The following is a 20,552-nucleotide window of genomic DNA, read 5'->3' as shown; positions in this document are numbered from 1 at the left end:
AATTACAAACTTAACTAATAAAAGTGATTTTTGCAATACGAAAGAGTCTTAAAAAAATGATAAATATTTAGTTTTGCCTTGTAATAATTAAGAATAATTCATAATTATTCAATATTTTAAAAATTCGTTGAAGATTATTTAAAATTTAATACCATCTTCTGGTAAATAATTTAAGCAATGTGCTAGGAGATAATGTAACTATAAAACGAATACTTTTATCGTATTCTGGCTGTGCTATTTCCCATCCTTTATTAGAGTAAACAGGTAAATACAATTCGAAATAATCTTGCACGAGGTTTAAGCGTATTCCGGCATCGTATACAAACTTAGCATTTGTGTTGTGGTTTTTAACAAAACCAACGTCTCCATATGCCATAATATATTGCCATATGGTAGTACTTGTGTTTATTGTTGTAATCCATTGATTTGCGAATGCTGGTTGTAATTGAGACTTAAATCCACCTTCGGCTAGAATAAGTTGCTGGCTAGTAATGCCATCGTCTTCTGTTCTTCCTAAATAATCATAATCAAAAAGATAATCGGTAGGTCTATCTAAAGCAAAGCTAAAAAAGTTGGTATCTTCAAAAGTGTTATTGTATAAAAAGGCGCCAGCATAAGCTCTAAAATTATACTGTCTATTGTTTTCTGTTAGCTTTCTAAATTCTAAAGTTGCCGAAAGCTTACCAAAGTCTTTTGCTAGTTGTAAATCTGTATCTAAAGAGCTAAAATTTTTCAAATTATTGTTTATCGAGGCAAAATTAGCGTTAAAAACACCATATTTTGGTTCTCCTTCTACCTCAAACTCTCCAGTTGGATCTTCGTCACGATCAACACTAACATATCTAAAATTTAAATATTGTTTTTTATTTTTTCTTAAATCGTCAGGATTTCTAAAAGCAAAACTTACTGAAGGTGTAAAAGTGGTATAAGATAGATTTCTTGCATAATTATAGTTTTCTACTCTAAACGTATATCTTGTACTGTAGTTTCTAACATTTTCTTTTCTGTTGTTATAGCTTAAATAAGCACTACCAACTAAAGCATTACTTTTTAAACCGTATTTTGGACTAAATTTGTATAAAAAGTCTTTAGAAAGCACTGTTTTATTATATAGTTTTAATCCAGGTGAAAACCCATCGTATAGGTTGTAGGCAAACTCTGGCATAAAAAACATTTGATGATAGTCTGGATCTTCTACATCTTTAAAGAGTCTTAGTTGAATAGGTTTGTCTAATAACTTATTTACGGCTTTCCAGTTATTTCTATCTTTAACTTCGGGTATTATTTTATCGTAATTTAATGCTAATCTATCTACATCTGAGCCTGCAATAGTAATGGTTTTCTGTCCTTTAAAACCTTTGACCCAAAGTTTATTAACTACAGAGTCATTTTTTATTGAAAATAATGACACAGGAACATTATTATTTTTTTTGTTAAGCATTGTAACTATTAGTGAGTCTTCTTTTTTCTTAACATTTTTAATTTTGTAATCTATTTTGGTATTTGAGTTTAAGAAATCGTTATAAAACCAATTAATATCTTTTTTACTATTGTTTTTTAAAGCGTTGTAAAAAGTTTCTCCTGTTGTTGGTTTTAATGTGTTATTTTGAATGAATTCTTTTACTGCCGTTTCTACTACATTACTATTATTATATTCATTTATATAGCGTAAACCAGAACCAGCTTTATACTTGTTACCAATATTTTTATTAAATTTTAATAAAGAATCTTTAGCCATAGTTAATGGCTGATCTAGATTGGTTCTAGCCATGTGTAAATACGCAAGATTATATTTATCGTTAAATTTTAAATCTGCGGCATGAAACGCTCTAATTCCCCACATATTTCCTAAGGCGCCAGTAAGTTTTGTGTTAGGGTAGTTTTCTTTAACATATTTCATTAGGTAATATGTTTGAATACCATCTATAACCCACTGGTCTTCTCTAGGATTAATTAAAACAATATTTTCAAGGTAATTGTGAAGCGCTGTTTTTAAAAGTTTTATTTCGTATTGAAAAGTATCTGGAAAAGGCCTAAAAAAATCAGGTAAAAGATTTAGTCCGTAAATAGGACTTTTTTTATAATCTATACGTGTTAATAGTAATTTGGTGTGTGGATATGCACCTAATTCTTTTGTTATGTATCCGGCAATATTATCGCTAATAATTGCAATATCCTGTGCGGCTAGTTCTTTTTCATCTAAATTAGATTCTATAGTAAAATAGTCTGTTTCAACAGTTTTAAAATCGTTGTTTTGTTTTAAAATTAATTTAGTGTTAATTCTATCTTCTCCTTTAAAAAATGTGGTTTCAGTATTGTTTAAAATTGTTTTGTTAAAAACGTCCAATTCTGAAATTATACTATAATTTTTAGGATAAGATGCCTTAATGGAGATATCTGCTTTAGGAATATAAGCATCGTTTAAATCTTTATTACTGTGGTAGTTCCACTTTCCATCAAAAATAGCAGGAGTTATGTACCAATATCTTAAATTATAATCGCCTTCTGAAGTTAATCCATAACGCGTAAACTTATCGTTAGGTACTTGTACAATATATTTAAGTTGCAAAGTGTAACTTTTATTAGGTAATAAAGGTTGTGACAATGCAACTTTAATAATATCTGGTTGCTTTTTTAGTCTTGAAAAATGGGTTTCGGTATTGTTTTCCTGTATTGATATTAAAGTTGTAAATCCACGATCTTCATTTTTTGCAAAATGAAAAGTGTTTTTAAATTCTTCTGCAAATCTTTCTGCCAAAGGAGTGTTTTTTGCAGAATAACTATGGCTCCAATCTGTTAAATATATTGTATCTAATGTTGCTTTTGAGTTATTAAAGTACTCAATAGTTTGTTGAATATTAATACTTTTCTTTTCGATATCGAAAGTTGCATTAATATCTAACTTGTTTTGGCTTGAGGCCGAAAAACATAATAGTAGGCACAATAATAAGGTAGCAAAATTTAGATTCAATGGATTTTTATAGACTTTAAAGATTTATAGTTTTATATTTAATTATATGTAACAGAAATAGTTGTATTTAATTGTATTATTGCTGTTAATCTATATACGTATTAAATACATTTTGGTTTTATTAATTTTTTAGAAGTTAGGGCTTAAACCGTATTCTTTATAAAATGCGTCTAATATTGCTACAACTTCGTCTTCGGTATCTACTAAGTGAATTAAGTCTAAATCTCCAGCACTTACGTTTGTAAATTTTCCTAAAACAGTTTCTTTAATCCAGTCAATTAATCCTGCCCAGAAATCTGTACCAACTAAAATAATAGGAAATTTTTCAATTTTATTGGTTTGTATAAGTGTAATCGCTTCAAATAACTCGTCTAAAGTTCCAAAACCTCCTGGCATTACAACAAAACCTTGAGAATATTTAACGAACATAACTTTTCTTACAAAGAAATAATCGAAATCCAAACTTTTATCTCCATCTATATAAGGATTATCGTGTTGCTCGAAAGGTAAATCGATGTTTAAACCTACTGATGTTCCTCCAGCTAAATGAGCTCCTTTATTTCCAGCTTCCATAATACCTGGTCCACCTCCTGTAATAACGCCATAACCTGCTTCGCAAATTTGTTTAGCTACACTTTCGGCTAATTTATAGTACTTGTGATCTGGTTTTGTTCTTGCAGAACCAAAAATAGAGACACAAGGTCCTATTTGACTCATTTTTTCAAAACCATTTACAAATTCTCCCATGATCTTGAAAATTGCCCAAGAATCGTTTGTTTTGTTTTCGTTCCAACCTTTGTGATGTTGTTCTTTTCTCATGTTTTTATTTTAATTGAGTATATTTTATGTCTTAAATTTTGTTGTAAACTTACAATTATTAAATAGTTGTTTGGTTACTTATTGTGCCATCTACCATAACTAGTTTCCTGTCTGCTAAGTTTGCTAATTCTTCATTATGGGTTACAATTACAAATGTTTGTCCAAACTCATCACGTAATTTAAAAAATAAACTGTGTAAGTTTTCGGCACTTTCGCTATCAAGGTTTCCAGAAGGTTCGTCGGCAAAAATAAGGCTAGGATTGTTAATTAACGCTCTTGCTACTGCAACACGCTGTTGTTCTCCACCAGATAATTCGTTTGGTTTATGGTTGTATCTATTTTCAAGCCCTAAAAAGTCTAATAATTCTTTGGCACGTTTAGTCGCTTCGGCTTTAGGTGTTTTTTTTATAAATGCTGGAATACAAACATTTTCTAATGCAGTAAATTCTGGTAATAATTGATGAAATTGAAATATGAAGCCAATATTTTCATTTCTAAATTTAGCTAATTTCTTTTCGGAAAGTGCACTAATGTTTTCTCCATTAATAATTAGAGAAGCTTTTTCGGTTTTAGAAATGCCATCTAAGGTGCCTAAAATTTGTAATAAAGTAGTTTTCCCTGCACCTGATGCGCCAACAATAGATACAACTTCTCCTTTTTTAATATGAACATTTACGCCTTTTAGTACGTGTAATTCATCGTAATATTTATGAATATTTTCAGCTTTAATCATATGCAAAATTAAGAGGCTGAAAATACTACTTTACTAACAAATGCACAACTTTTAAATGGTATTAGATTTATTTTTAAATACGTTTTTAATATTATTGTAATCTATAAAATAAACCATTTTAAGAGAGAAGGTGTTACCAGAAGGCTGGTTAAATAAATCCTCAAGAGTGTCTTGAAAAGCTTGAGCTCCATCGTTACTTCTATTAAAAATACGATTTCTATATTGGGCTGTTAAAAAGCTTCCAGGAGCAAATTGCCATGAGTATGTTAAGTTTAAGTTCCATGTGCTAAAGTTTACATCTGGATCTTCTATGTCTTCTTTTGTGTAATTATCGTCTCTATTTAGCCTTCCATTTTCGCCTAATACAAAAATGTTATTTTCGTATTGTACAGCACTCCAATAGTTTCTAAAACTTAAAGTTAAACTATTTAAGGCATTAAAATTATAGCTAGCAGAGATACCGTTTTCTATTGTAATTTGATCGCGTTGTCCGTAAATAATATCGTCTCCAATAAAATCTATAAACCCTCTTTCTCTAAGTTCTTGGTCGTAATCGAACTCGTAAACCACAATAAATTTTTCGTTTACCTTAAATCTAGGTGATAAGCCAAAAAATACGCTTTGGTAAGACCTTCCTTCTTCAAATAAAGTTTCGTAACCTAAGTTTGCATCTAAGGCAAATGTTTTATTGTAATTAGAAGATATCCATACGCTACTATTTAACCAGTCTTCAGTTATAAAATAACGACCATCTACTCGAGGCCCAAAATAATCATACTGTTTGCCAGGTTGTACATTAAAATTACCACCATAACCCATTAAACTCTTTTTTCCTGTTGCTGAAACACTTCCGCCAAAATTAAAGCCTGTAAAAGTTCCTGGTCTAAATAAGCTATTATAGTTAGCCCAAGTGCCAATGTAAAAGTTGTTTAGATTTTTTGTAGGTTCAAAAATTTGATAATTAAATTCTGCTCCAAAATTATTATAGTTATTTCTAAACAAGATACCCATATCGTTAATATCGTAATCTTTGTCTGCAAATTCATGGTAAGCACTCCATCTATACTGCCCGCTATTTTTACCAAATGCAAGTAAAGAGCTTAATCCTGTTTGTGTACCATCTTGTAAATTAAGGTTACTCATTTTTATTTGAGCTTCGGCTCCATAGGTGTTTTTTTTGTTTTTTAAATCGAATAATAATCCTGTAACATTAGCATCTCTAAAATTAGATCCATTTCTAGTTACATTTGTATTTATTAAGCTTACTGAAGAGTTTTTGTTAAACTGTTGGTCTATAACTAGAATATTATAGTTAGAGATAGGCTCTACTGTTTCTGTGCGTTTTTGACCAGTTGTTTTGTCTATAATGTCGATGTCTGTTTTTTCGGTTATAGCATTAAAAAAACCTATTCCTAAGCCGTTTTTGGTTCTTCCAGAGATTTTTACAGCATTTAGTAAATTTGTTTTTTGTGGATAACCATCAACTATTTCTTCGTTGCTATTTAGTGTTGGGTAACCTGTAGGAGCACTACCTACACGTCTTGTATAGAATAAATTTCCTTTGGTAAATAAATCGGTACCTTCTGTAAAGAATTGTCTTTGCTCAGAAAATTGTTGCTCGAATGGTCCTAAATTAAGCTGAACATCATCAAAACCAACTTGACTAAAATCTGGAATTAATGTAGCATCAAGTGTGAAATTTTCTGTTATACCGTATTTAATATCTAAACCTGCATTAAAATCGTTTATGGTTTCTCCATCAAAACTATCTGTTACAAAAGAAGCAAACGGATAGAAACTTAGTCGGGTAGGAGGTTCAAGGTTTTTTAAACCATTTAATTCTCCATTAAAAAAACCAATATTAGCACCACTAGTAATGTCTATTGGGTTCCACGTTGTTTGTTCGCGTGTATTTCTATAGTGTCTGTGAAATTGAATGCCCCAAGTTGGGTTGTCTTGTTGTGTAAATCTTAAAGTTCTGTAGGGAATTTTCATTTCTACAATCCAACCATCACTAACGGTTTGTGTTGCGCTTTCCCAAACGGCATTCCATCCAAAATCCTCGCCGTTGCTTGGCGTTTCGGTAGCATCGGCTTGTGTTCCAGAGCTAAATACAAAAAATTCTGTATTGTTTTGAGCGTCGTTATTTGGGTTAAATACAGCACCAAAAAAATCTGACTGTCCAAAATCATCACGTTGTGTAAATTGTCTTAACATATCTTCAGGATTGTCATACAAATAGGCTGCAATGTAAATTCCAGAATCGTCGTAACTCATTTTAACCTCTGTTCTTTTGTTTTTTTGCATTATTTTACCAGCAGTTGGCTTAAATTGTACAAAATCTGTAGCTATTTGTGCTGTTTTCCAAACTTCATCATCTAGAACACCATCAATTTTTGGAGCATTATTAGTTCGGGTAATCGTATAAGTTTTTTTGTTTTGAGCACTTAATGATATTGTGAAAACAAAGGCGAATAAAATAGTCGAAAAAAGTTTCATTAAAGAAAGTGGTTAGTTAGTATTTGTAGTCTAAAGACTTGCGAAATTTTTAATTGTTACAGTTTTCGGTTACAAATCTAATTTTGTAGTTGCTTTTATTTCACAAAAAAAAGTTAAATAATATTGGTAAAGTAAGGTTATGCTTTAAAAACGGACTTTTTTAATTAAATTTAAATTATGGAAAAGAACAATTTAAATATAGCAACTTTTGCAAATGGATGTTTTTGGTGTACCGAAGCTGTTTTTAATAGAGTAGTAGGTGTAGAGCAAGTGGTTTCTGGATTTACTGGTGGACATATTAAAAATCCTGCTTATCGCGAAATTACTACTGGAAGAACAGGACATGCTGAAGCTATACAGTTATACTATAATTCTAATAAGATTAGTTATATAGAGTTATTAGAAATATTTTTTGCAACTCATGACCCAACAACATTAAATAGACAAGGTCATGATATTGGTACACAATATCGTTCGGCTATATTCTATCATAATGAAGAACAAAAACATCAAGCTGAAGCATTTATAAAACATTTAGATAGCGAGCAGATTTTTGATGATACTATTGTTACCGAAGTTACTGCTTTTGATGTATTTTATAGAGCAGAACAAGAGCATCATGAATTTTACGAGCGTAATAAAGAAAACTCTTATTGCCAGTTTGTTATCCATCCCAAACTTAAAAAACTTAATACTTATTATAGTAATAAGTTAAAACCTACTACTTAGCATTTTTTAATTTAATTGTTTTGTAACAAATACTGTAAAACCTTTACTAATAGATAATTATAGGTTTCAAATTTAGTGGTTTTAATAGTTTTTTTATGATATAAGTAAAAAACGGAACACTATTTGATTTATAAAAAGTATTAACAAAATTACAACACAATGAATTTAGAAAACACCAACAAATACAAAATTTTAGCAGCAAGTATTATTTTTGATGCTGTAGGATACGCCAGTTTTATTATTCCTGGAATAGGAGAGATAATAGATGTTGTTTGGGCTCCAGCTTCAGCATATTTAATGACTAAACTTTATAAAGGTAATGCAGGAAAATTAGGTGCAGCAGTTTCTTTTATAGAAGAAGCAATGCCAGGATTAGATGTTATACCAACATTTACACTAATGTGGTTATATACATACGTTTTTAAAACAAAAACGAAAGAAACGGTTATTGAAGTTAGTTAATATAATCGATATGTTATAAAAATTAAAAGCACTCCGTAGAGTGCTTTTTTTATATAGATTAAATGCTTTTAACAAATTTTAAAAACACTTCTTTATGTTTTTCTAAATCCATATTTGCAGATAACGAAGCGCGAACAATATAGTCTTTATCACCTTCCTTAGTTGTACCTTGTGTAGAGGTTGCAGGCACCGTCCAGTAGCAGCCTTTTAATTGCCCATAACTTACACAAAATTTACTTTCGTTAGGAATTTCGGTAATCATTAAATTAATGAGTTTTAAATTTAATGCTCTTTTATAAGTCTCTTTTTCCTCGTTAGTATTTCCTTTTGTAGGTAAATCTAGAGAGAAAACAGAAGGCATAAACTCTTGTTCCGCTAAGTCTTTAGAAACAAAATTTATTTTTGCTTCTGGTAAAACTTCGTGAATATAGTTTACAAACTCACGTGTATTTTTATAAGCATCAATAATTCTTTTATTCATTGAAGGCATTTGCTTTGCTAATATTTGATATTGAAGCGAAGTGGCTTCATTATCGCAAAGCTTAAGATGTGTTTCTATTTTTTCTATTAACGATTCTGTTTTTGTATTTCCTACGCAGTAACCAGCAGTACATTGTCCGCCACTTGGAAATTTAGAGCCACTTGCAAATGAAATTGTTCTAACGGTTGAAAGTATTTTACCTTTACCTAAAAACTGTACATTAGGACAAAATGTTTGATCTAAAACAAAAACAGGATCTATGGCAGTATCGCCATTTTTAGTTTTTCTTACTTTAGTTAAAGCTTCTTTTAACGCTGTAAGATTAGGAACTTCTACTCGTGGATTGGTTGGAATTTCTGCAATAATGTACGGTATAGCATCTTGTGTAGCAATTGTATTTAAAACACGATCTATACTACTAACCATATCGGCGTCACCATCTACAGGTAAATCTACAATTTCCACATTATCTATACTTACTGCAACACGTCTTGCTTGGTCGTTTGTACCGCCATAACAATTTGGTGGTACAACAATTTTTATAGCTTTTTCTGGATTATGCTCTAAAGCATCATGAATTAAGCCCATTAAAATAGCATATTGAATAGATAGGCCACTTGATGCTACTAAGGCTTTAGTATTAGATCCAGAAATTTTATTAATTAAACTTAAAACTTCTGTTTTACTTGTTTTATCTATATCAACCTGGTTGTTGTAAGAAGATTGTAGCGCAATTGCTTTTAAAACTACATTCACGTTACTAGGAGTCATTGCTATAGATTCGCGACGTCTTACATGCTGAATTTCTGAAATATAATTGTTATTTTCTTCTCCATTTGCAATTAAAATACTACCAATATTGTTTTGTAAATTAATGTAGAAATCGATGTTTGGTGTAAGCGCTACGTTGTTAATATTTTCTTGATTAGAAATAAAAATAGTACTACCGTTAAAGGTCGAAACATCTTCTGCTTTGTCAACTTTTTTTAAATTGAAAGTATAACCATACACATTTTTTAAAATAGCTTCATTAAAACAATCTGGTAAAGCTTCAGTATAAACTATTTGTGTGTTTTTATTATTAAAGCTGTTTTTTCTAAGAATAGCTAAAATAGGCATGGTTTGCGATGCAAAACTTATTACGTTTTCTGGTGCTATATTATTTAATTTTCCAACGGTCCATTCTAATATACAAGATAATGGATGACCTAATCTTATATAATCGTATGCTGTTGGTAATTTTTCTAATTCTGAAGTACTATAATTGTTATTATTATATAAAATTTCAAATTGCTCTAAAAACTGTGTTTTAGCTAATGCCTCGTTGTAGATATCCAATCGATGGGTTGTTAGCTTTAACCAATCTAAAGGCATATTTTCTAAAACATTATTAATATAATTTAGCATTGTATTGTCTTGCATTTTCTTACTTTTTTAAGACAGCAAATATACAAGAATCTAAGGTTTTGATAGAGTAGAAGTGAGACTTTATGAAATAGTTGGCTATATATTAAGAAATAATTTAGTTTTCAATTTTAATGCTGATTTTGGGGAAGTTTGTTTACGTGTTTGTGTATGGTTTGTTACGTGGGTTTTGCACGTAATTTAATAAATACAGAATAGAAAATAGGAGAGTATTTTTGTAAGTAGGCCAGAACTAGTAATAAATTATATACGGTGTTACCACACGTTTTTATAATCAGATTATTAATTTAAAATTCAAATATTACGTCAAAATTTCATAACAAAACATTAGTTAAAATAAATGCATATTGTCAATTGTTTTGGGCTTGGATTGGGTTTGTATTTTTTATGTCCATCCTAATTTGTCCAGAATTTCTCCTAAAGACCATCCAATACCTATACAAGTAATAACAACCCACCAATATTTTTGTATTAAACTAATAAATTTAAGGTCTTCCGTTAGATTTCTTATTCGGTTATTTTGTTCACGAATAGTTTCCTCATATTCTAATTTGTTCTTTTGTAAAAGTTTAATTTCTAAATCAAGTTTGTTTTTTTCTTTATCAAACTCGGAATCAGATTTTAAATCCGATTCTATTTTATTAAACCCACCTTTTAAAAGAAAATCGTCTATAAGTCCACTGTGTTTTACAGGTAAAATCCCTATAGTAGATTCAGTACCGACTCTCATTAAACTTGACTTATATTCAATGATTTGCTGTAAAAGTTCTTTTACTTGGTCTTTATTTAATTCAGGAAATAATTTTTGTTTTAATTCCATTTGGTTAAAATGCCTATCCCTATTTTCAGATAAAAACTCTAAAATTAAATCCCTATTATCTTTCATTCCTCAAATGTGTGGTAACGTGTTAATTAATATCAAATCATTTTAATATTTTATATCAAACGATACTGAAACTAGTTCAGCACAAGTAAACGAAGTTAGCGGAAAAAAACGAGAAAGTCAATCATGCGAAATTTCAAAAAATAATATATAATTGAATTTGTTATGTTTTAAAACCTCATAGTTGTTCTAACATTAAACACTCTTGGTGTTAAGTAATTTGGGATAGCATATTGTCTTTTACTATATACATCGCGCACCCAAGTATTGGTGATTGAGTTTTGTACATCGAAAACATTAAAAATTTCGAAACCCAAAGATAAATCTTTAAACGGTTTTTTCCAACCGCTATCAAATTGCTTTTTAGCATCTACAAGTACAAACTGAAAACCAATATCTGCACGTTTATAATCTGGTAAACGGTTTTGGTATTGGTATTTATCTGCATAACTTGGAGAACCACCAGGTAAACCTGTATTGTACACTAAGTTTAAATACATTTTAAAATTTGGTAAGTTTGGTACATAGTCTTGAAATAATGCGGCAAACTTTAAGCGTTGGTCTGTTGGTCTGGCAATATCACCTCTGTTGTTAATGTTTTCTTCGGTTTTAAGATAGCCAAAACTAAACCAACTTTCTGTACCTGGAACAAACTCACCGTTTAATCGCATATCTAAACCATAAGCATAAGCTGTAGCGCTATTATCTGCAGCATAACGAATACGTACATTTTCTACAGTGTATGGATTAACATCTGTTAAGTTTTTATAATACAGTTCTGTTGATAGTTTAAATGGGCGCTCGTTCATTTTAAAACTAAAATCGTTTCCTAATACTACGTGTACCGATTTTTGTGCCTTTACATTAGGTTGTACAGTTCCATTTGCGTCACGCAATTCTCTATAAAATGGAGGTTGGTAATATAAACCACCACTTAAGCGAAATAGCATGTCTTTTTCCCAATCTGGTTTAATAGCAAATTGTGCTCTTGGGCTTACTACTAATTGGTTGTCTCCAGTAATATTGCTGTCTGTTACTTGCCAGTTATGTGCGCGAACTCCAGCATTGTACCAAACATCTGCATCGCCCAAAGTAGAGCGTTTACTCCATTGTAAATACGCCTGTATTCTGTTTATTTGTGTATTATTTCTGGCTCTTGCATTTTGAAAAGCTGTTATAGGAAAGGTGTCTGGCTCGTAAGGTTCTTGGTTAAAACTATTTGAGTTTGGTGCATTTATAGAAAATCCTGCCGAGTCTATAACTTCCCATTCTATTAAACGGTCTCTAATGTCTTCGTTTGTGTATTTAACAGACCATTTAATTTCATTTTCATTAATATTTGCTGTTCCTTTATGTTCTATAGTTGTAATTAAGGCGTCAATGTCGTTACGTCCATGGTTTAACTGTCCGCCAATACCTTCGGAAAATTCAACTTCACCTAAATTTTCATCGCCAATATTACTGTTAACTTCACCTAAACTGTATTGTGCAGAAATATCGAAATGTTCTTCTTCTATAGTATGGTAAGTAGAAGCAACCAGGCCTAAAGTGACTTTGTCGTTTAACTCGTAACTGGCTTGTAAAGCACCAAAAAGTGTTTGGTATTTATCACGTTCTTGACCTTCGTAATCTACTAATAATGCTACAGGATTATCTAATGTTCCAAAATTTGTTTGTCTGGCTTGTGGTTCGTAATCGTATTTGTTTAAAGAAGCGTTACCAAGGAAACTTAATTCAAATTTATCTGTAAATCTATAGGTTAAAAACGTTTGCACATCTGCAAATACAGGATTATAATTGGTTTCTGTTTCTTTAGCTTGTACTAAAAGTGAATTGTCACGATAGCGTAAACCTGTTATGCTTGTAAATTTAGAATCTTTACTTGCAGATTCTACAGCAAGACTTCCGCCAAGTAAGCTTAAATCTGCAGCAACAGCAAAATCTTTTGGTCTTTTGTATGTAATATCTAAAACCGAAGATAATTTATCTCCATATTTAGCTTGAAAACCTCCTGCAGAAAAATCTACATTTTGTACTAAATCGCTATTTATAAAACTTAAACCTTCTTGTTGTCCAGAACGTACAAGAAATGGTCTGTAAACTTCTATACCATTAACGTATACAAGGTTTTCATCAAAATTTCCACCGCGTACAGAATATTGTGTGCTTAATTCGTTATTGCTGCTAACTCCAGGTAATGTTTTTAATAAATTTTCTACACCAGCTTGAGCTCCAGGAATTTTAATTAGTGTTTTTGGGTCTATGTTTACAATGCCTTGTACATCTTTACGTTTTTTGCCGTTAAGTACAATGGTTTCAATTTGATCGACATCGGTTTTTAAAACTGGATTAAACTCGAAAACTTCTCCATTTTTTAAATTTACAGTTATGGTTACATTTTTATGAGAAACGTGAGAATATACTAATGTTACATCTGTGTTTGATGGTATAGTAATTTCATAAAAACCAGTATCGTTTGTAGCTGTACCATCTGTTCGGGTTTTTACATTTACTGCCTGAAGCGGAAAATTACTGTCGTCTAAAATTACACCATTTACAATTGCTGTTTGTGCTAATGTGTAAAGAGGAAGTAGTAATACTAATAATTTTAGTAAGTTAGTTTTTGTAGTCAAGGTTGTAGTTTATTATTTATTTTCTAAAAAAAGTAGTTTCAAATGTAGTACTATTTCCTACGTTATCTGTAACTATTACTTTTAATTTGTTTTTTGTTTCTGTACTAACAGCATCGTTAAAATCGTATGTTAACGTTTTCTTTTTGTAATTGTATTCCATTAATATCCACTTACCATTTATAGTGGCTCTGTAATTTGAAATGCCGGTACCTTTATCGTTAATTTTAACTTTTAAATACCTGTATTTACTTAGCCAACTCCCATCTTTAAAGTTTATAGGTTTAATGGTAGGCGCAACAGTGTCTCTTGCTAAAACGTAAGTTCCTAAATCTTTAGTATAAGTGCTTAATGTATTTCCTTTTCTTTTTGTTGGAGAATAACTTGGCCAGTTATTCCACCCAATTAATTCGGCTATATATAATTGTTTTAAATCTTCTTCTTTAAAATTGCTAATATCATAAGAGATAGTAAAACTCTTTTTTACAGGAATAATAGGTTTGTGTAATGTAAGTGTGTCGTTTTTAACATTAAAATCTATAAAGAAACTATCGTAAAAAGTGTCTTTGTAAAAATTAACTTTAAATTTATCTTGTTGCAATTCAGCTTCTAGATCATGTTGTATGTAGTGTTGCGTTGTTTTTTTTTCTTCAACATCGTCTGGAATTTTTACATCTCCTTTTATAGTAATATCTACATTGGTTTCGTTGCCTTTAAAATCGCTAATTTTTGTTTTGTAAACTGAAGCTGTACTGTCTAGAATTGTAATATAACCATTATCAATTATGTTGTTATAAAGACTTAACGGATTGTTTTCTTCAATAAATAATTTCTGAAGTTTTTGTTTTTCAGATTTGTAATGAGAATAATCGATTAAACGGTTTAAGTGTTTTGTTTCGGCAAATGAAAAACGCCTAAAATCTATTTCAAAATTTTGCATACCATTAAAATAGGTGGAAATATTGTAAACACCGTTTTTATTTGCTGCTAAGTCTTGTCTGTCTATTGTTTCTATGGCAAAGCCAATGGTTCCATAGGCTTTTAAATCTTCAATTTTATAGTCTCCATTTTTTTGAGGAATTACTCTAAGTTTTTGTTTTTTGTTAGAACCGTTTACGTGAGAATTTGCACCAATTGGATATGCGTAAAAATTTGAAACTATTGGTTTTGTTGTGTCTTTAACGTCTATACCAAAAAGCATTGGGTTTATAGGTCTTTCGGCATTATCTCGAATTTCAAAATGTAAATGTGGACCAGAAGAGCTGCCTGTGTTTCCAGAATAGGCAATAACTTCTCCTTTTGTAATTTTTAATTCTTCATTAGTAGGGAAAACCTCAATTTCAAAAGACTCTTTATTGTATTGTTTAGCTTTTATATAAGCTTCAATTTTTGGACTAAATTTTTGTAAATGAGCATAAACACTTGTATATCCGTTAGGGTGTGTTATGTATAGTGCTTTTCCATATCCAAAATGAGTAATTTTTATTCTACTTACATAGCCATCTGCAATTCCATAAACTTTTAAACCTTCAATTTGTTTTGTTTTTATATCTAAACCAGAGTGAAAGTGGTTAGAGCGTAACTCGGCAAACGTACCAGCAAGAACAATATTAATATCTAAAGGAGACCTAAAATAATCTTGAGGATATTGGTTTTGAGAAAAAACAGAAAAGCTAATAAAAAAAAACAAAAAAAGTTTACGCATAAGATTTTAGTGTACCAGTTTATTTTAAGGATTTTAGTAGTATTTGGTATAGACGCTAAAATATACAATTGCTAATTAATACCAAAGTAAAAAATAAATACGAGCCCATTGTATTGATTTTTTGAAGTTTAAATAATAATTAATTGAGTTACTTTATTTTATTTGAAATTTTATGATAAAACTATTGCTAAATAAGTTCTGTTCTGTTAACTTTGTGAGATAAGTATTGATATTTGTAGATGAGTAATATAGAGGGTATTGTAGATGCTTTAGAGTTAAAAATAGAAAAAGTCCTTAAAAACCAAACCGTTTTAAGGGAAACTAATTTAAAATTGTCTAAAGCTCAAGAGCAATATCAAAGTACTATTAAAAGGCAAGAATTAGAAATTATTACTTGGAAAGAAAAGTACGACACTCTTAAAATGGCGAATACAATACTTGGCAGTGACGATGATAAACGAGAAACTAAACTCAAAATAAACGCATTAATTAGAGAGATAGACCATTGTATAGGTCAACTTTCAGAATAGTGTAACATAGCAAATTATGGCAGAAATGCTTAAAATAAAGCTTTCGGTAGCAAATAGAGTGTATCCTTTAACAATTCCGCCAAGTCAGGAAGAAGGTTTACGAAAAGCTGCAAAAAAAATAGATGCTATGATAAAACAATTTGAGCAAAGTTATTCTGTTAGAGATAAACAAGATGTTTTGGCTATGTGTGCATTACAATTTGCATCTCAAGTAGAACAGAAAACTTTAGATAGAGAGTATGTAAATGAACATGTGGAAGAAAAGTTAAATACTTTAAACCAAATGTTAGAACTACATTTAAGTTCTTAACGTTCTTATAAATAAAATTAGGTTACTGCCTACATTAATTATTTTTTTGATAAACTCAACAGTTAATTCTTTAAAAAGGGTGAGTTAAAGTTGTAAAAGCGTGCTGCTAATGGGAAACCATTTGGGCAGATACTTGATCAGCTTGTTAGCCCTAAACATGTTTTTAAGGAGTTTATACAAAACCAAAATTAGTGTAGGCTTTTTTTTTACAATTAAACTAACAACAATGGATAATACAATAATATTTAGTATTGCAGGTGTAGCTATTGGAGCAATTATAGGCTTTGTTATAGCAAAAATGATGGAGAAAAATAATGCTTCAAAACTTATAAAAAATGCAAAAAAAGCAGCATCAAATATTTTAAGAGATGCTAAAAGTGAAGGAGAAAGCATTAAAAAAGATAAATTATTACAGTCTAAAGAAAAATTTTTAGAATTAAAAACAGAGCACGAGAAAGTAATTTCTAGTCGCGAAAAGAAAATGTCTGATGCTGAAAAGCGCACGCGTGATAAAGAATCTCAAATTTCTAGCGAACTAGCAAAAAATAAAAAATTAAACTTAGAATTAGAATCTAAAAAGAAAGATTACAATCACCGCTTAGATATTATCGATAAAAAACAAGAAGAAGTAGATAGACTTCATAGAAGCCAAATAGAGCAATTAGAAGTAATATCAAGCTTATCTGCCGAAGATGCTAAAGCACAGTTAATAGAGTCGCTTAAAGGTGAAGCAAAAACCGAAGCTAATGCTTACATTCAAGGTAAAATGGAAGAGGCTAAATTAACTGCCCAACAAGACGCCAAGAAAATAATAATAAATACGATACAACGTATAGGTACAGAAGAAGCTGTAGATAATTGTGTGTCTGTATTTAACATAGAGAATGACGATGTTAAAGGCCGAATAATTGGTCGAGAAGGAAGAAATATTAGAGCTATTGAAGCAGCAACAGGAGTAGAAATTATTGTAGATGATACACCAGAAGCTATAATTTTATCATGTTTTGATTCTGTAAGACGTGAAATTGCACGTTTATCTTTACATAAATTAGTAACCGATGGAAGAATACATCCTGCACGAATTGAAGAAGTAGTTAAGAAAACCCAAAAACAAATAGAACAAGAAATTATAGAAGTTGGTAAGCGTACGGTTATAGATTTAGGTATTCATGGACTACATCCAGAATTAATAAAAATGGTTGGACGTATGAAATACCGTTCGTCTTACGGACAAAATTTATTACAACACTCGCGTGAAGTTGCAAAACTTTGTGGAGTTATGGCTGCAGAATTAGGTTTAAATCCTAAATTAGCTAAACGTGCAGGATTATTACACGATATAGGTAAAGTGCCAGATGCTGAAGCAGATATGGAAACTCCTCACGCTATTTTAGGTATGCAATGGGCTGAAAAATTTGGAGAAAAAGGAGAGGTGTGCAACGCTATTGGAGCTCACCACGATGAAATAGAAATGACATCTTTACTATCGCCAATCATTCAAGTTTGCGATGCAATTTCTGGAGCAAGACCAGGTGCTAGACGTCAAGTTTTAGATAGTTATATACAACGTTTAAAAGATTTAGAAGAAATAGCCTTTGGATTTCAAGGTGTAAAAAAAGCTTACGCTATTCAAGCAGGTAGAGAGTTACGTGTTATTGTAGAAAGCGAAAAGGTAAACGACCAAAATGCTGCAGATTTATCGTTTAGTATTTCTCAAAAAATACAAACAGATATGACGTATCCTGGACAAGTAAAAGTTACTGTAATTAGAGAAACTAGAGCAGTTAATATTGCTAAATAATATATAATATTACACTTTATAAAATAAAAAAGTTTAGTCTATTAGACTAAGCTTTTTTATTTGGATATTTTATTGTGAATGTTGAGCCAATATTTACTTGACTTTCTATTTCTATAACACCATCGAAAGCTTCCACTTGGTTTTTTGTAAGGTATAAACCAACACCTTCTGCATTGTCGTTGTTATGAAACGTTTTGTATAAACTAAAAATATCATTTCCATATTTATTTAAGTCTATGCCTAAACCGTTATCGTTAAATGATATTATAATATGGTCTTCTGTTATTTGCGATTTAATATTAATTACAGGAGTTCTATCTTTATGTCTGTATTTAATAGCATTAGATATTAAGTTTTGTAAAATACTTTCAAAATAAGCTGGATTTTGCTCTAAAGATAAATTGCTAGTAATATCTTTATTTATAATAGTTCCAGTATTTTTTATTTTAATTTCTAAAGCCTTAATAGCATCGTTAACAAAGCTATTTACGTCAATAGTTTCTATATTATTATCTTTTGAAGATTCTGTACTTACAATTCTATTTAATCCTTTTATAGTTTTTGTTAAAGAATTACTTATTGTTTTTAAATAGTCTATAACCTCTTTTTTCTCATTGTCGTTTTTTGCTTCATCATAAAAGTTTAATAAACTTTCAAAATTTGCTGCATGAGATTTTAAATTATGAGTAGCTATAAATGCAAAATTTTTAAGTTTTTCGTTTTGCTTTTTAATTACACTTTGTTTCTCGGTAATATTGGATTCTTGTTTTTTACGCTTATCGATATCTATTATCGTTCCAATTATACGAATGTGCTTACCATTTGCATCTCTTGTAACAACTTTTCCAATATCCTTAATCCATTTATAATTCCCTTTTCTAGTTATAATTCTGTGTTCACTAACATAATTAGGAGCTTTATTGTCTAAATGAATTTTTAAATTTTTAAGAACATTTTCTAAATCTTCTGGATGGATTCTATCTTGCCAATTGTAAACTTGTGTTTGGTCGTCTAATTGTTCTAAATCTAATATTTTTTGAGCTTCAATAGAATAATTAACTGTTCTATTTAAAGCATTAAAATCCCAAACACCAATATTAGAATTTTCTAAAGCAAATTTAGAAATAAAATTATCGATTATTATTTTAGAATTATAATCTACATAATCATTAATGTCTTCATAGGTATTACTTATTTTATTCATGGAGAATAATATTTGTATGTTTGGGGTGTTTCAAATATAAAAAACAATGTTTTTTTGCTTTTATTCGATGCTAAAATACAAATAAATAACGATTAAATGTAAATAAATACGTTAAAGTGTTTAATTTGGTGTCTTGAAAGTACTATAAAATATAATTATAATTTTTTATTAGGCATGATTATATTAAAGGTAGTACCCATATTAACTTCGCTTTCAACTGTTATTTTTCCACCAAAAGCTTCAATTTGATTTTTTGTTAAATATAAACCTACGCCTTCGGCATCATTATTATTATGAAACGTTCTGTATAATCCAAAAATGTCTTTTCCAAATTTTTCTAAATCTATACCAATACCATTATCTATTATAGAAATAGTGATATTATGCGATGTTATTTTAGATTTTATTGTAATTACAGGATCTCTTTGTGGGTGTTTATATTTAATTGCATTGGAGAGTAAATTTTGTATAATACTTTCTAAATAAGCTGGATTGTATTGTATGTAGAGTTTAGGGTCAACAAGGTTATTAATTGTAGCATTATTTTCTATAATTACAACATCTAATAACTTAAGTGTTTGTTCTATAAAATTATTAATATTAAGTCGTTCTAAACTAGTATTCTTTTTAGATTGAACACAAACAATTCTATTAAGATTTAAAATTGTTCTTTCTAAGCAATTAGATACTTCTTTTAAATGTGTAATTAATTCTTCTTTTTCTTCAGCAGTATCAGCTTGATCATAAAATTCTAATAGGCTTTCAAAATTGCCAGAATATTGTTTAAGATTATGTGTTACAATATGAGCAAAATTTTGAAGTTTATTATTTTGTTTTGTTGCAATAGTTAACGCATTGTGTGTTTTAATTTCATTTTTTATTTGTCGAGAAATATCTGTGTGCGTTCCTACAAAATGTATGTAGCCATCTTTATTGTGATTGTTTATTATTTGACCTTGATCTAAAATCCATTTATAGCTACCATTTTTACACAATACTCTGTGTTTATTTATATATAGCTTAGTCTTTCCATCAACATGATTTTTAAAGTCTTTAAAATACTTGTTTTTATCATCAGGATGTACGCGGTCATTCCAATCGTTAATGTTACTGCCAAAACAGTCATCCTCCTCTAAACCAATAATTGCTTTAGAAGATTTAGAAAAAAAGACTTTATTGTTTTTTCCATCAAAATCCCAAACACCAATCTTAGAAATTTCTAAAGCTTTTTGAAGCTTATGAAGGTTAGATTCAGGCGCGTTTAAGTTCTTAAAAAAATTAATGTTAGCTTTTAGCATAGCAAATCTTAAATTGAATTATTTTTAAGGGAACTTAATAATTTAATAAACAGCTATAAATCAAATATATAC

15 protein-coding genes and 1 other RNA gene are annotated in these 20,552 nt (G+C 29.9%); 6 read left to right on the top strand and 10 right to left on the bottom strand.

The genetic code is table 11. From position 1 onward, the window contains the following. Positions 1 to 145 precede the first annotated feature (145 nt). From CLV86_RS02435 to CLV86_RS02420, 4 genes are all read right to left on the bottom strand, one after another. On the bottom strand, positions 146 to 2,971 hold the full coding sequence (locus CLV86_RS02435) for a gluzincin family metallopeptidase (protein WP_121049245.1): 2,826 nt from the start codon (positions 2,969 to 2,971) through the stop codon (positions 146 to 148). Positions 2,972 to 3,100: 129 nt separating this feature from the next. Then, a complete protein-coding gene (locus CLV86_RS02430) occupies positions 3,101 to 3,790 on the bottom strand; it encodes an LOG family protein (protein ID WP_076732960.1) in 690 nt (229 codons plus the stop codon). A gap of 58 nt (positions 3,791 to 3,848) precedes the next feature. Further along, complete coding sequence (locus tag CLV86_RS02425) at positions 3,849 to 4,523, bottom strand: ABC transporter ATP-binding protein (protein ID WP_121049241.1); 675 nt, start codon at positions 4,521 to 4,523, stop codon at positions 3,849 to 3,851. 51 nt (positions 4,524 to 4,574) lie between these two features. Beyond that, a complete protein-coding gene (locus tag CLV86_RS02420; RefSeq protein ID WP_121049237.1) occupies positions 4,575 to 7,022 on the bottom strand; it encodes a DUF5916 domain-containing protein in 2,448 nt (815 codons plus the stop codon). Between the two features lie 177 nt (positions 7,023 to 7,199). Between CLV86_RS02420 and msrA the strand changes: the two genes are divergently transcribed. Together msrA and CLV86_RS02410 are read left to right on the top strand one after the other, a co-directional pair. Continuing rightward, positions 7,200 to 7,751: a peptide-methionine (S)-S-oxide reductase MsrA gene (gene msrA, locus CLV86_RS02415; RefSeq protein ID WP_076732965.1), complete on the top strand. Its 552-nt coding sequence runs from the start codon at positions 7,200 to 7,202 to the stop codon at positions 7,749 to 7,751. Between the two features lie 159 nt (positions 7,752 to 7,910). Further along, positions 7,911 to 8,213, top strand: a complete 303-nt coding sequence (locus CLV86_RS02410) for a hypothetical protein (RefSeq protein WP_076732966.1) — start codon at positions 7,911 to 7,913, stop codon at positions 8,211 to 8,213. A 58-nt stretch (positions 8,214 to 8,271) separates the two neighbouring features. Here the strand turns inward: CLV86_RS02410 and CLV86_RS02405 are convergent, their stop codons facing one another. The 4 genes from CLV86_RS02405 to CLV86_RS02390 all read right to left on the bottom strand — a co-directional run bounded on the left by CLV86_RS02405 (position 8,272) and on the right by CLV86_RS02390 (position 15,337). Further along, positions 8,272 to 10,116, bottom strand: a complete 1,845-nt coding sequence (locus CLV86_RS02405) for a PLP-dependent aminotransferase family protein (RefSeq protein WP_121049234.1) — start codon at positions 10,114 to 10,116, stop codon at positions 8,272 to 8,274. Between the two features lie 388 nt (positions 10,117 to 10,504). Beyond that, entirely contained in the window at positions 10,505 to 11,005 is a 501-nt protein-coding gene (locus CLV86_RS02400) for a hypothetical protein (protein WP_121049231.1), read from the bottom strand. A gap of 167 nt (positions 11,006 to 11,172) precedes the next feature. Continuing rightward, complete coding sequence (locus CLV86_RS02395; protein WP_121049228.1) at positions 11,173 to 13,635, bottom strand: TonB-dependent receptor; 2,463 nt, start codon at positions 13,633 to 13,635, stop codon at positions 11,173 to 11,175. 16 nt (positions 13,636 to 13,651) lie between these two features. Next, the gene (locus CLV86_RS02390) at positions 13,652 to 15,337 is read right to left on the bottom strand and encodes a M23 family metallopeptidase (protein WP_121049225.1); all 1,686 of its coding nucleotides are present in this window, start codon (positions 15,335 to 15,337) and stop codon (positions 13,652 to 13,654) included. A 239-nt stretch (positions 15,338 to 15,576) separates the two neighbouring features. Here CLV86_RS02390 and CLV86_RS02385 point away from each other — a divergent pair, with 239 nt between their 5' ends. The 4 genes from CLV86_RS02385 to rny all read left to right on the top strand — a co-directional run bounded on the left by CLV86_RS02385 (position 15,577) and on the right by rny (position 17,978). Beyond that, positions 15,577 to 15,867, top strand: a complete 291-nt coding sequence (locus CLV86_RS02385) for a hypothetical protein (protein WP_121049222.1) — start codon at positions 15,577 to 15,579, stop codon at positions 15,865 to 15,867. Positions 15,868 to 15,883: 16 nt separating this feature from the next. Continuing rightward, a complete protein-coding gene (locus tag CLV86_RS02380; RefSeq protein WP_121049218.1) occupies positions 15,884 to 16,177 on the top strand; it encodes a cell division protein ZapA in 294 nt (97 codons plus the stop codon). Between the two features lie 53 nt (positions 16,178 to 16,230). Further along, positions 16,231 to 16,351, top strand: a non-coding RNA gene (gene ssrS, locus CLV86_RS02375) — 6S RNA. 52 nt (positions 16,352 to 16,403) lie between these two features. After that, on the top strand, positions 16,404 to 17,978 hold the full coding sequence (rny, locus tag CLV86_RS02370; protein ID WP_076734392.1) for a ribonuclease Y: 1,575 nt from the start codon (positions 16,404 to 16,406) through the stop codon (positions 17,976 to 17,978). Between the two features lie 46 nt (positions 17,979 to 18,024). Here rny and CLV86_RS02365 read toward each other — a convergent pair whose 3' ends face one another. Together CLV86_RS02365 and CLV86_RS02360 are read right to left on the bottom strand one after the other, a co-directional pair. Then, entirely contained in the window at positions 18,025 to 19,182 is a 1,158-nt protein-coding gene (locus tag CLV86_RS02365; RefSeq protein WP_121049215.1) for a sensor histidine kinase, read from the bottom strand. 155 nt (positions 19,183 to 19,337) lie between these two features. Continuing rightward, positions 19,338 to 20,480 carry a PAS domain-containing sensor histidine kinase gene (locus CLV86_RS02360; RefSeq protein ID WP_121049212.1) on the bottom strand — a complete coding sequence of 381 codons (1,143 nt, stop codon included), beginning with the start codon at positions 20,478 to 20,480 and terminating at the stop codon, positions 19,338 to 19,340. Between the last annotated feature and the right edge of the window lie 72 nt (positions 20,481 to 20,552).

This window comes from Lacinutrix venerupis (genome assembly GCF_003663945.1).
Classification (GTDB): domain Bacteria; phylum Bacteroidota; class Bacteroidia; order Flavobacteriales; family Flavobacteriaceae; genus Lacinutrix; species Lacinutrix venerupis.
The sequence above is the reverse complement of the archived record's forward strand: the minus strand, read 5'-3'. Positions and strand labels throughout refer to the sequence as shown.